This window comes from Butyricimonas muris, assembly GCF_046365375.1.
Lineage (GTDB): Bacteria > Bacteroidota > Bacteroidia > Bacteroidales > Marinifilaceae > Butyricimonas > Butyricimonas muris.
This window is the reverse complement of the sequence record NZ_JBKEIT010000009.1, coordinates 31,307-45,288: the sequence shown is the minus strand read 5'-3', so window position 1 is coordinate 45,288 and position 13,982 is coordinate 31,307. Positions and strand designations below refer to the sequence as shown.

At 39.8% G+C, this 13,982-nt stretch carries 7 protein-coding genes; 6 read left to right on the top strand and 1 reads right to left on the bottom strand.

The annotated features are described in order from the left end of the window. Positions 1-82 precede the first annotated feature (82 nt). From ACK8P8_RS14965 to ACK8P8_RS14940, 6 genes are all read left to right on the top strand, one after another. Positions 83-3,451, top strand: coding sequence for a SusC/RagA family TonB-linked outer membrane protein (locus tag ACK8P8_RS14965; protein WP_369860768.1), 3,369 nt, complete (start codon positions 83-85; stop codon positions 3,449-3,451). 17 nt (positions 3,452-3,468) lie between these two features. Beyond that, positions 3,469-4,935, top strand: coding sequence for a RagB/SusD family nutrient uptake outer membrane protein (locus tag ACK8P8_RS14960; RefSeq protein ID WP_292266929.1), 1,467 nt, complete (start codon positions 3,469-3,471; stop codon positions 4,933-4,935). A gap of 10 nt (positions 4,936-4,945) precedes the next feature. Next, positions 4,946-5,632 carry a DUF4843 domain-containing protein gene (locus tag ACK8P8_RS14955; protein WP_186977719.1) on the top strand — a complete coding sequence of 229 codons (687 nt, stop codon included), beginning with the start codon at positions 4,946-4,948 and terminating at the stop codon, positions 5,630-5,632. Between the two features lie 17 nt (positions 5,633-5,649). Then, a complete protein-coding gene (locus tag ACK8P8_RS14950; RefSeq protein WP_186977717.1) occupies positions 5,650-7,140 on the top strand; it encodes a PKD-like family lipoprotein in 1,491 nt (496 codons plus the stop codon). A 110-nt stretch (positions 7,141-7,250) separates the two neighbouring features. Then, entirely contained in the window at positions 7,251-9,896 is a 2,646-nt protein-coding gene (locus ACK8P8_RS14945) for a zinc-dependent metalloprotease (RefSeq protein WP_369860767.1), read from the top strand. A gap of 26 nt (positions 9,897-9,922) precedes the next feature. Further along, positions 9,923-12,517, top strand: coding sequence for a zinc-dependent metalloprotease (locus ACK8P8_RS14940; RefSeq protein ID WP_369860766.1), 2,595 nt, complete (start codon positions 9,923-9,925; stop codon positions 12,515-12,517). Between the two features lie 91 nt (positions 12,518-12,608). On the opposite strand, the gene ACK8P8_RS14935 is transcribed toward ACK8P8_RS14940, so the two are convergent. Further along, on the bottom strand, positions 12,609-13,904 hold the full coding sequence (locus ACK8P8_RS14935; protein ID WP_369860765.1) for a cupin domain-containing carboxymuconolactone decarboxylase family protein: 1,296 nt from the start codon (positions 13,902-13,904) through the stop codon (positions 12,609-12,611). Between the last annotated feature and the right edge of the window lie 78 nt (positions 13,905-13,982).

Here is a 13,982-nt window from a genome sequence, read left to right as displayed (position 1 = left end):
TAGTATTTATTTGAATTACAAATGTATGAAAAAAAAGTTCAATTACAAAGACCATAGATGTGGTCTTCGAAAATGTTCTATTATGATGAGGTTTACAATCTTATTTATCTTGTTGTCAGTTCTCCAGATCAGAGCTGAAGTGAAGTCACAGGAAACATTGTTTAATCTGAAGATGGATGATGTTTCATTGATAGAAGTACTAAAGGCAGTTGAATCTCAAGGTAATTATACTTGTTTGTATAGTTACAGCGAGGTAGCTGATGTATTACATCTGAGTATAGATGTAAAGAATGCAAGTGTCCAAGATGTTTTGAAACAAGTGTTGAAAGGAACGAATTTGCAGTTCAAAATTGTAGATCAAACAATTGTTATTCAGAATGTGAAATCTAAATCTGAATCGACGAAAACCGAACAGAAAAAAATTAAAGGGCGTGTGCTGGATAAAGAGCGGCTTCCACTTCCCGGGGTGACTGTTTTGATTAAAGGAACACTTGTGGGGTGTGCTACTGATACGGCGGGGCGTTTTACTTTGGTGTTGCCTGAAAATAAAGATTTGACACTAGAATTCCGTTTTGTCGGCATGGAGCCCAAAGAGGTGAAATTGAAAGATATCACAGATCAGAATATTCTGGAAGGGAAAACTGATTTGTTGGTGGTGCTTATGGAGCAAGCAGAGAGCCTCGATGATGTTGTTGTGACGGGATACGCTAATGTTAGAAAAGAATCATACACGGGTACGGCAGTCAGAATAGAGGGGAAAGATATATTGAAGGTTGGAAACCGTAACGTGATATCGGCTTTACAAGTATTCGATCCTTCATTTCGGATTATGGAAAATAATTTGATGGGGTCGGATCCCAATACTATACCGGAGTTTTATATTCGGGGACAATCGGGTGTCGGTATTCGAGAATTGGATGTCTCGGATGTTTCTGAAGCAAAGTTAAAGAATAACCCCAACTTACCTATTTTTATTTTGGATGGTTTTGACGTGAGTGCTGAAAAAATCTATGATATGGACCCAACCCGTATTCATAGTATCACGATATTGAAAGATGCGGCAGCAACAGCTATTTATGGTTCCCGGGCTTCGAATGGTGTCATTGTTGTTGAAACGAAAGCCCCGAAAGCCGGGAAGTTAAATGTGAGTTATAATCTAGTTGGTAGTATCACAACCCCGGATTTGTCCAGCTATGATTATTTTAATGCAAAGGAAAAATTGGATGCGGAGGTTGCTGCCGGATATTACGAGGTGAATGACCAGCAATCACTTCGAGAGGTTTACGCCCACTATATTGATAAGATGAATGCTATCAATAAAGGAGTCGATACTTATTGGCTGAGTCAGCCGTTGAGAACCGGTTTTAATCACAAGCACAGCTTGTACGTGGATGGTGGTAATGATGCTGTACGTTATGGGATAGAACTTCGGTACGATAACGAGAACGGGGTGATGAAGAAATCATACCGGAATCGGGTGGGAGCCGGTTTTTATATTGACTATCGTTTGAAAAATATGCAGATACGTAATCATGTTTCCTATGATCGGGTAAATGCGAAGAATTCTCCATTTGGTAGTTTTGCCGATTTCGTGAAACAGTTACCCTATAACGAGATGAAAGATGAAACGGGACACTACTTGCCGACTTTGACAATGTATGGTAGTGGTAATCCTCCCGTGAATCCGATGTTCGAGGGGAAGGAAACAAAGAATTTCGACAAGAATTATTATGAGGAATTCACGAATAATTTTATGTTGGATTGGTATATTACAGATGCTTTCCGATTGAAAGCCCAATTGGCGTTGACCAAAAGAGTAGAAGGTTCAAAGACGTTTATAGATCCGAAATCAGGTACTTTCGCAAACGTGAGGGATGATCTTGGTGAGTTGAAAGGTTCTTTAGCTGTTTCTGACGGTAAGGATTTTCACTGGACCACGAATTTGTTGTTAATGTATAACCAAACTTTCGGCAATCATTATTTAACAGGGACATTGGGCTTAAATACAACCGAAACGACGTATTACAGTACTTCAAGTGCTTACAAGGGATTCCCTTCCGGAAGTTTGAATTCCATCATGTATGCCCAGCAGCAAGATGGAAAAACACAGGAAACGGATAATCATACCCGTTTGTTTGGAGCATTTCTGACGATGAACTACTCGTATAAAGATATTTACTTGTGTGATGTATCTTGTCGTTTGGACGGTTCCTCTGAATTTGGTGCGGATAAAAAGTGGGCTCCATTTTGGTCTGCGGGAGTTGGTTTGAATGTACATCGTTATAAATTTTTAAATGATAACGAATGGATTTCTCAGTTAAAGCTTACGGCTTCTTTCGGACAAACCGGTAAGGTAAATTTCCAACCCTATGCGGCCAAAGATATTTATGAAATCTATGATAAGAATTGGTACATCACGGGAATGGGCGTACAATTAATGGCTTTAGGGAACACCACACTGGGATGGGAAGTGAAAAATGCCACGAATGTAGGAGCGGAAATCACGTTGAAAGAAGGTTTGCTTTATTTGAAAACAACTTACTATCACGAGAAAACCACGGATATGATCACGGAGATCGATATTCCGTCATCATTCGGTTTCAATAAATATTTTGATAATTTGGGAGAAATCAAAAATACAGGTTTTGAATTCCAGTTACGTTCGGATATATTGAATAAAAAAGATATGTTGTTTTCGGTATTTGCCAATCTTTCCCACAATAAAAATGAGATATTGAAAATATCCAATTCATTGAGTAATTATAACGATAAAGTAAATGAACATTACGAAGGTTATAATCAATGGAATTCCAGTGACGAGAAATACGCGAAACCATTTATGAAATATGAAGAAGGTGGTTCGTTAACCTCCATTTTCGGAATGAAGTCTTTGGGGATTGATCCGTCTAGCGGGCAGGAAGTATTCGAGAGAAAGGACGGAACAATTACCTATGATTGGGAAGCAAACGAGCAACAGATAATAGGAAACACTGAGCCCGATGCTAAAGGTTCATTTGGTTTTAACTTCATGTGGAAATCATTATCTGTTTACGCTTCTTTCATGTATGAATTCGGGGGAGAACGCTACAATGATACTTACCCTACTCATATTGAAAGTGTGGATTTATGGAGACATAATGCGGATAAACGAGTTTATTCCGATCGTTGGATGCATATCGGCGACCGTACTCCATTGAAGAATATTGCAGACCGTTCGGCAGTATCTCGTCCAACTTCCCGTTTTGTTCAAAAATATAATACCCTTGATTTTAATTCATTGAGTGTTTCATGGTCATTTGAAGGCAATTGGATTAAGAAGTTAAAAATAAACACTTTGAAGTTACAATTTAATACGACAGGATTGGCTCATTTTTCAACGGTAAAACAAGAAAGAGGGACATCCTATCCTTATGCCAGAGTATATGATTTGACATTGAATGTTAGCTTTTAATCGTAAAAGTGTTGATTATGAAAAGAAATATTGTTTTATTATTATTATTCGTGTTGACGGCTTCATGTAATGATTGGCTGGAAATTACACCGAAGAGTCAAATAAGTAAGGAAAAATTGTATTCTGACGAAATTGGCTTTCAGAATGCATTGAATGGTATATATCAAGGAGCCTCTGTTTCAGATTTGTATGGTAAAAATCTGACTTGGGGTATGTTAACAGCTATTTCTCAGACTTATAATCCGGAATCACTACAAGAGGCGGAATCTTATTTTTCTGAATACACGTATGACAACGAATATACGAAACCTATTGTTACTGCGGTTTGGGAGGGGCTATACAAATTAATTGCTAATTGTAATTTACTATTGAATGAGATAAGTGATGCTTCTCCCTCGTTATTTACTTTGGATACAGTATCTAAAAATGTGATTACCGGGGAAGCGTTAGCGTTGAGAGCCTTCTTCCATTTTGATATTATTCGTCTTTACGCTCCGGCTCCGGTGACGGAGGATGAAACTCCCTTAATTCCGTATCAGGCAGAATGGCCTTCGGAGATTAAAACGAATCTCGGCGTGACGGCTGCGTTGGAGGAGGTCATCAAGGATTTGTTATTGGCAAAAGACTATCTTGCTTTATGCGATACTTCGTTTAACAAGTCGGCCATGTCTAGTTTTGATGCTCGTTTTAACGGTAATTTCTGGCCCGCTCAAGGTGGTACTTTTATGAATTACCGGGGAATGCGGATGAATTATTGTGCAGTTTTGGGAATGTTGGCCCGCGTGTACCTTTATAAGGGAGATAAGGAACGTGCTTATCAATACGCGTGGGAATTTTATAATAAGTTCGTGTTTGGTAAAAAATGGTTTAAATATAATGCTCCCTATGACTTTACAGATGATTTGACATATCGATGTAAGAAGCATTTGTCTGATTGTTTGTTTGCTTTCTATAATTTTGACTTGCTGGATAATTATGCTGATTATACGGTATATTGGGGCGACCCGATGATGATTCAAGGTGTGGATGAAATTTTTGAAAATGACGGAGATGATTATCGTAAAAATTATCTATTGGAGAAGAAGGAGGACTGGGAGACGACCTATACCTCTCTAAAATACAGAAGAGTGAATTCATTCTCGATAGATTCCGGGGAAGGACGTGTATTGCCCAACTTGCGAATGAGCGAAATATATTATATTCTGATCGAGTGCTTGTATGAAAAAGATCAAGCAAAAGCTTTTGAATTATTACAGGAATTGAGAAGGGCTAGAGGGTGCAAGCGTATAGTGAGCTCTGCTTTGGGAATTAGTGATTTACAGGATATTTTGATTAATGACGCTCGCCGGGAATTTATAGGGGAGGGGCAGTTGTTCTTCATGTATAAACGATTGAACAAATCTATTTTGAGTGTCGGTGCGGCAGTTAATCCCAGCAATAAGGTATTTGTATTTGGAATCCCGGATAGTCAGAAAATCTATTAATTAAGAAATTATGAAAAGATATTTATATTTAGCATTGTGTTTGTTGGGGATGATTGGATGTTCAACAGACAATATTGATTTGTATCAATCAGATGGATATATTTCTTTTGTGAATAAAGAGGCGGATACACTTATGATTTCGTTTTTCCTTTTGGGAAATTTGCAGGAATACGACTTACCTGTTGCGGTTCGGTTTACAGGAGATCCTCTGCTGGAGAAAGAGGCTATTTCTCTTTCTGTGAATAAAGAAGGGACAACAGCTGACACTAAATTTTATGATTTGCCTCAACCCGAGTTTCAGGCGATGAGCCATTTGGATACTTTCTACGTGAAACTTAAAAATTTCCCGGAATTGCAGCAGAAGACGGTTACCCTATGTTTGGAACTGGCGGAAAACGAAAATTTTAAACTGGGAGATCGTTATTATCGCCGGATGCATTTGAAGATAAATGATAATGTTGCAAAACCTTCGTGGTGGACTCCTGATGTCGAGACTTATTATTTAGGGGGGTATTCCGATAAGAAATTTCGGGAATTGATGACAGCGGCACAACCCGATTTGAGTAAGGTGGACGAAGGGTTAATTCGTACTTGGGCTTTGAAATTGAAATATCATTTGGAAGAACGGGCATCTTCTCCGTTAGGACCTGTCACGGAGGTTGACGGTTCATTAATGAGTGTTCCTGTCAGAGGTTAATCTAAAATGAGAAAACGATGAGAATAAATAAATTACTTTATGGAATATTAATTGCCGTTTTCGGTTTTTCATCTTGTTATGATGACAAAGGCAATTACGATTACAAGGAATTGGGCGTTAACGATATCACAATATCATTTAAATCTTATACGGTAACACCGTTTTACGGTGAGCCTGCAATATTTGTTCCGATAATTAAATATGCCAATAAGGAGGTTGATACGACAATTTATAAATTTGAGTATTGTTTTGAGAAGTATGGTGTTGTGTGTACGGAGCGGAACATGAATTATGTGTTTCAAGGTGAAACGGGTAGTGTGTCCGGAATTGTGATAGCAACGGATACAACCACGGGTAAGAAATGGTATCAGTCGGTTTCTGTTTCCTATCAAAGTCCTTACGAGAAAGGATGGATAGTTTTATCCGATGATGGAGGGAAATCTCGACTCAATATGATACGCTTGAGGAATGACGAGTATGTCACAGACCAGAAATTGTACACGACGCTTTATGGTGAAGATTTGGGTACACAACCTTATCGCTTATTCTTGAATACAAAGGGAATGTCTTGGAATGAAAATAAGGAATTGCGTGTGCTACAATATGGTCCGGAGGGTTCGGTTTCCTTGAATCCGAAGAATTTGGAGAAAACAAAAACACTTGCATCGGAATTCGCTTCCGGCGAGGAACCCGATGGTTTGAAACCTGTTACTATGGGATTCTCGGCTAATGCTGCTGTTGTTGTTGGTGACAAAGGGGATATGTACACTCGAACTTATAATAATGATAAACTGAATTATAGTATGTTTGTGGATATACCGATGAAGTATAACAATCGGATATTGGATATTCAATATGTTTTGACTGATCATCCGCTCCAGACTATGTATAATATTATCATATATGATCGGGCAACCCAACGTTTTATGACGATTTATGCGGCAGCTTATTATTACGCAGGTACGCCCAGTGTATTGAATCCTCCGGTTGTATTGCCTCCTAATATTCCTACACCGAACAAGCTGACAGGCTACGAGAATTTATATTCCCAGTTGTTCAACACCAGTTATTATGAAACGGGAGTGTTCGCTTTATTGAAAAACGAGGAGGGGAAAATTTTTGCTTACTCTTTTTCTTATGACACTGGCGATGATGTATGCACGGCTTTATCCATGAGTGAATTTACCGCAAGTGACAAGGTAAATGAAAATACAAAATTTCATCGTTTGAGATCCAGACCTTATTTATTTATCGCTACGGGTTCAGCCTTGTATTATTATGATTTGAACACGAATATAGCATATCCTTACAAAACTGATTTTTCCGGGAATATCACTTGTATCGAATCGGATTATATAAATAAAGACTCTGCGGTGGGTATAGGTTTGGATAATGGTGAGTTTTATTTGTTGGATGTGTCGGAAGATGTATTTATGAGCGGACAAATTCCGGAACCGATATATCATACGAAGGTGGCGGGGAAAGTCGTGGATTGTTTGTGTAAGTAGAATTTTATAAAAAATGAGATAGGTGTTATCAGGACAGGGAAGACAACCTGTCCTGATATTAGAGAACACGTGTTTTTTTACATATATGTAATTGTTTCAAGATCACTGCTATGAGATTTAAAATCATTTTTGTTTTGCTGACAATGTTATGTATTGCCACTACAGTGGATGCTCGTAAAAAAGATAAGAAAAAAGCGAGTCAGGAGGTGAAGTTAGAGAAGAAAGACTCTAAATATGAAGAATTATTTAAAGATAAAGCTTGTGAATCGGTAAAAGGAATGCTTACGATTCATAAAATGGATGGAAAGGTATATTTCGAATTACCATTGAGTTTGTTGGGGCGTGAGATGCTGCTTGGCTCGACGGTAAGTGAGATTACGGATAATCGTTTTTCTATCGTGGGAGAAAAGCCGTATGACCCTCTACATGTAGTGTTCACGAAGGCAGATTCGATGGTTAGCCTGCGTTTGGTTACGTCTGATTTTGTTTCCCGGGATGAAAATATAATCGAGAGGATTCGGGAAAGCAAAGTTCCTGCTATTTTGAGAAATTTCGAAGTAAAAGCCTATACTCCGGATAGTACGGCAATTGTGATAGACGTTACAAGTTTTTTCTTGGATGATATCGATAATATGGGACCTTTTAATCCATATAGTCCTATCACCGGGTATGGTAGAGCTTGGATAGAGAAAGAATTTAAAGCCGGAGATTCTCGAATTGCAACAATCAAGGCTTTTTCTGATAATATTAGTGTGCAGTCTTCTATGGTGTATACCGTGAATGTCAGGGATGAGCGATATTATTATGTCTATAAGCAACCTTTCACGGCACTGATGAATCGTAGTTTGATTTTGTTGCCGGATGAACCGATGAAACCTAGACTGGCGGATCCTAGAATCAATATATTCGTGACAATGAAAACTTTATTCCGTAACGAGGGGAATGGGGTAAAAAGAATTTATTATACCAATCGTTGGCGGTTGGAACCTAAAGACGAGGAAAAATTTCGTAATGGTGAATTAGTCGAGCCTCGTAAACCTATTATCTTCTACATAGATAATGCGTTTCCGGCAAGTTGGAAACCTTACATTAAAGAAGGAATTGAAAAATGGAATCTGGCTTTTGAAAAAATAGGTTTCAAGAATGCTATTGTTACGAGAGATTTTCCCACGGATGATCTGGAGTTTGATCCTGATAATCTGAAATATTCTTGTGTTCGTTATTCTCCTTCTCAAGTAGCGAACGCTATGGGACCTTCTTGGACAGATCCGAGGAGTGGAGAAATATTAAATGCTTCTGTCTATTTATATCATAACCTCATACAGTTGGTGCAAGACTGGCGTTTTTTACAAACTTCTCCGGCAGATCCGGAGGTGAGGAAGATGAAATTGGGGGATGATATGCTAGGAGAATGTATTCGTTACGTGGTGAGTCATGAAGTCGGTCATTGTTTGTCCTTAATGCATAATATGGCTGGTTCTTCAGCTATCCCGACAGATTCTTTACGTTCCCCGGCTTTCACCCAAAAGTATGGAACAACGTATTCTATTATGGATTATGCGCGCAATAATTATATCGCCCAACCGGGAGATAAAGAACGAGGGGTACGCTTGACTCCCCCGGAATTGGGAATCTATGATTATTTTTCAATTAAATGGCTGTATACTCCTTTTTTAGATATGCGGACTCCGGAAGAAGAAGTACCGGTCTTGTCGGCTTGGATCAGTGAAAAGTCCGGAGATCCTATTTATCGGTATGGAAAACAGCAGCTTGATGTGCACATTGATCCCAGTTCCATGGAAGAGGACTTGGGAGATAATGCCGTGAAATCGGCAGAATACGGGGTGAGAAATTTGAAATACGTGTTGGAGCATCTCAATGAATGGGTAGGAAAGAAAGACTTTGATTACTCTTTCCGGGCAAGAATGTATAATGAGGTTTTATACCAATACTTGCGGTACGTGAATCACGTGTTAAGTAATATCGGGGGTATCTATTTGAATGAACGCTATGCAAGTGACAAACGCCCGAGTTACCAGCCTGTACCCAAAGAGAGGCAAAAACAAGCATTGCACTTCTTGTTGCAGGAGATGAAAGATCTTTCATGGCTGAATGGCGAGCAGTTTAAAGAGGGGTTTGCGTTATCGGGGAATATGTCGAATTTAATTGAAGATGAATTGTTTGAATCATTGATGAACTGTCCTTTTGCTTTAAATCTATGTGCCGAAAAAACAAAAAGTAATCCTTACACGGAAGAAGAATTTATGGAAGATTTTTCTCGTTTCGTCTGGGAATCAACCCGAAAAGGAAAAACATTAACAGAAACCGAAAAATCGTGGCAGATTAAATTCTTGACTCATGTGTTTGGAAATGCAGGTGTACAGAAGGGACTGAACGAAGAATCAATGGGTGCTTTAGCTTTTACCGCGAATCAATGTCAGGTTGCTATACCGGAGGTAATCAAGGAAAGAAGTCGTTCGTATTTCGGAATATTGCCTCCCTCTATTCTAGGGCGTTTCACGAATCAAGTGGAGCAGGCTGTTCCGATTTGTACAGATAATATGACACCCCGGGAAAAAGCCGGATTCGGTTTCTTTGTAGCGGCGCAACAGAAAGGTAAGCCTATGGAGCATTTTTATTTCTCTTTATTGAAAGACATACAACGTTTATTGAAAGAAAAGGCGAACACTGGGTCTTCAGATACTCGTGAGCACTATCGTTTACTCTTGTATAAGATTGAAAAAGTGTTGAAATAGTAAGTCCTGAAAATGTGAAATGAGATATGAAAAAGATTCTATATTTTAATATACTTGTTTTCTTGTTGTGCGGATGGGGTATGCCTGTTGCCGCGAAACAAAAGAAAGAAGAAGACCGACAAAAAACGGAAATAAAGACCCCTTATCAGAAGTTTTTTGAAGGTAAGAAAAAAGTGACCAAAGAAGGATGGATGAAAGTACACCGGATAAATGGAAAAGTGTACGTGGAGTTCCCCTCTGTTTATTTAGGAAAAGATATGTTGTTTGCTTCTTCCATTGAAAATACCAGTGATAATGGAGAAGGTGTTGTCGGGCAATTTGCCGGTGCAGGAATTGTTTTCCGGTTTATCAAGCAGGATTCGGTGATACAGGCGAATATGATTAGAAATCTTCCCTTTGACACGGGTGATAATCGGGACTTGACAGATTTGCTGCAAAAATCAAATTGTGGTGGTGTGTACACAAGTTTTAAAATAGAAGCGATAAACCCGACAGATTCATCCTATTTAATAGATATGACACCTCTCTTTCTGGAAAGTTCTTACAATACCAATCCGTTTTCCGGTTTTTCTGGAAATTCATTGTTCGGTTTTGTATCCAGAATTCATAATTACAGGGCGGAACGTTCGTTTTTGAAAGATATTGATGCTAAGGCATGGAACATAAATGTAAAATGTGAATTGAGTTATAATGTCGACCGTTTAATATTCGGTGCGTTTTTGAAAGATAAAGATGTACCCGTAACGGTAACAGTGAACAAGATGCTGACCCTGTTGCCGGAAAATATGATGCGTCCTCGTTTGGCAGATCCCAGAATAGGTGTGTTACCCGAAAGGAAAATGAATTTTTCGGATTCGAAGGACGGGGCAAAGCAAATTTACCTTGCCAAGCGTTGGAGAATAGAACCAGTGAGTGAAAGCGATTATAAACAGGGGAAGATAGTGGAACCCCGTCAGCCGATTGTCTTTTACTTGGACTCTCTGATGCCTGAATTTTGGAAACCTTATGTCAGGGCTGGTGTTGAGGCTTGGAATCAGGCTTTTGAAAGAATCGGGTTTAAAAATGTTGTTCGAGTGAAGGATTTTCCCGTGAAGGATACGACTTTTGATGCTAATGACATTCGGTTTTCCACGATACGTTTTTCCCCGTCAGTATTATGGATGACGAATATACAGACTTCATTACATGAAGATCCGAGAAGCGGGGAAATTTTGAATGCGTCGATCTATATACACCAGAATTTGATTTATGCGATGATAAAAAATCGTATGGTGGCAACCATGACGGCGGATTCCTCCGTGAGGCATGTCTGTTTGCCTGATTCGGAAGTCGGTAATATGATGAAGATGCATGTGATGCAAGCTGTTGGAAAATGTTTGGGGTTGGCGGAGAACTTGGGTGCATCCTACGCGTATCCGGTGGATTCATTGCGTTCGGCTTCGTTTACAAAGGAATACGGGTTGAGTCCTTCGATAATGGATGATCTGGTTTATAATTATATCGCTCAGCCGGAAGATGTGCAAAAAGGCGTTCTTTTGGAGCCTAAAGGTTTAGGAGTATATGATTTTTTTGCCATAAAATGGCTGTATGAGCCTATCTACGGGGTACAAGATTTCCAAGAGGAACTCACGACACTTGACCGATGGATTAAAGAGAGCCAACAACAACCTTACTGTCGATTCGGTAGCAAGCAGATAGGATATCCTGTTTATGATCCTTCCGTGGCGCGAGGAGATTTGGGGGATGATCAAGTAAAAGCGTTGGGGTATTTGCTGAAGAATGCGAAAATAGCTGTTCAACACTTGAATGAATGGTATGCGGAAAATGACGAGAACTTACAGATGCGGGCAGAACTGTCCCAGTATCTGGACGGTCTGCTAACAGGTAGAATACAGGATGTGGCTAATATTATCGGTGGTATTTATCTCCGGGATGTGAGAAATGGTGATGATAAGCCTTCTTACGAAGTTATTCCTCGCGAGAAACAGCGTGCCGCGGTAAAATGTTTACTTCAATTGACAAATGAATTCTCTTGGCTTGACGATAATATATTGATGAATGAATTAGAAATTCAAGACAGTCGGGGAGATTTAATGCGACAGTTGGTCGTGTCCAGTTTGTTTGCTCGAATTAAACCGGTTGCCTTGTGTACGGAAAAATCTAAAGAGGCTTATTCGATTCGGGAATATATCAGTGATCTTTATCAATGGGTCTGGGGAAAAACTTTAAAGAACCAAAAACTGACTAGGAATGAAATGGATGTGCAAAGAGCTTTTTTGACAAGCGTTATACAAACTTCTGCGGTAGATGCTTCCGTATCATCTTTCGAACCAGTCGGTCAGGTTGCGTTAGTTACTCCTGAAAGAAATAATTTAGCCGCACGTTACTGTAAGACTGTTTTGGAACAAATGGTTCGTGACAGGGCAAAAATGCAGCAAAGTGGTTTCAGTCCGATACCCATGATTCAACAGAATAATTATCCTGTTGCCCATATTTATTACAAAATGTTGTTGGATATTCAACAGTTATTGAAAACGAGAATACAATCTAGTTCCGGGGCTACTCGTCAACACTATGATTATTTGTTGTTTAAGATAAGACGGGCTTTGGAATTGAAATAATCTATGTAAACTGTATCAGTGTTTATTCGATTTTAAATAAAAATCCCATTACTTCCCGAAAAAGTAATGGGATTTATTAAGTTGTATTTACTTATTCTATATCCTTAATAATATGTATCGCATTCAATGCCAGAGGAAAACCGATATATGGCAGGCATTGAATCATGGCAGCGATGAGGGTTTCCTTGTTGTTTCCCGCTTTAAGGTTGCCTTGCGCGTGCGATTCGATTTGCCGTTCTGCACCGAGGGTTGCCAAGATGCAGAGGGATAATAATTCACGAGTTTTAATATCCAGCCCGCTCCGGGTGTAAAAGTCGCCGAAACACATTTCCGTGAGGAGGCGGGGAAGAGTGTCATTCATTCCGGCGGGGAGAGTTTTCAACGCTTCTTTCATTTTTTCGCCGTAGAGCGCGTGTTGGATTTCTTTCCCTTTCTCGAATCGTTCTTCCTCTTTCACGGTTTCTTGGGATTCCAACGGTAGGGCGATACCACGTTCTTTGAATACCTCGTTGATCGTGCCAAGTGCGTTCAGTGTTTTCGGGAAACCGATAAACGGGGCGCACAAGTAAACTAATTCCCGCAATTCAACGGGAGTTACTCCCGCGTTCAAGGCTGCCCTGGCGTGGGCTTTCAGTTGTGGCAACGTCTGCATCGCGGTTAATGTAATGCAGGTGATCATCTCACGTGTTTTCATATCCAGATTACCGGTGCGGAAAATATCCCCGAAGATGAACTTCTGGAGAATTTCCATCATTTCCGGATCCGAACCTTGTCCGGTTAATGCTTCTCCGCCAAACAAGGTGGTATAGTTCTTTTTGCATAACACGATTCTATTCGTATCTTTTTCATTTTTAGGCGTTTCTTGCGCGAAAGTCGAAATCGCTTCCGAGTATTCCTCGTCAGTCACTTCGCCCATCCATTCCGTGTTGTTCTCGCTGACTCTGGGCGTAATTCCGATATGCGTGAAGCGGCTGTCCGGGGCGGCTCCATGCCAGTGAATCGTGTTGGCGGGGATATTCACCACGTCGCCGGGTTGTAAGCGTCGTGCCGGTTTACCTTTTTCTTGGTAGTAACCGATGCCTTCCGTGCAAAGCAAAATCTGACCTATCGTGTGCGAATGCCAGTAATTGCGTGTTCCCGGGGCAAAAGTGACATTGTACACGTTACACTCGTACTCCGGTTGACCGGATAGGTATTGCAACCAAGCTTCCCCGGTGAAATTTGCCGTAACGGGTGTGCCTAAACCCAGCACCGGCTCCGTTTTCTTTGTAGATGCTTCCATCATTAATTTGTTTTGATTATTATTTTTACTGTAAGTGCCATTCTTGCATGAATTTGTAAATGTCATGACCATGCAAACCATTATTAAAACGAAATTCTTTCTCATGTGTATTTTGTTTTAGGTTAAAATTTCAGTTTAATTCTATCCGGTTTCTTTATTACAAAGATATTTCACCTCGTGCGA

Coding starts and splice junctions, on each gene's coding strand:
- ACK8P8_RS14955 (WP_186977719.1), top strand. CDS start 4,946: ATGAAAAGATATTTATATTTAGCATTGTGTTTGTTGGGGATGATTGGA.
- ACK8P8_RS14945 (WP_369860767.1), top strand. CDS start 7,251: ATGAGATTTAAAATCATTTTTGTTTTGCTGACAATGTTATGTATTGCC.
- ACK8P8_RS14965 (WP_369860768.1), top strand. CDS start 83: ATGATGAGGTTTACAATCTTATTTATCTTGTTGTCAGTTCTCCAGATC.
- ACK8P8_RS14960 (WP_292266929.1), top strand. CDS start 3,469: ATGAAAAGAAATATTGTTTTATTATTATTATTCGTGTTGACGGCTTCA.
- ACK8P8_RS14935 (WP_369860765.1), bottom strand. CDS start 13,904: ATGAGAAAGAATTTCGTTTTAATAATGGTTTGCATGGTCATGACATTT.
- ACK8P8_RS14950 (WP_186977717.1), top strand. CDS start 5,650: ATGAGAATAAATAAATTACTTTATGGAATATTAATTGCCGTTTTCGGT.
- ACK8P8_RS14940 (WP_369860766.1), top strand. CDS start 9,923: ATGAAAAAGATTCTATATTTTAATATACTTGTTTTCTTGTTGTGCGGA.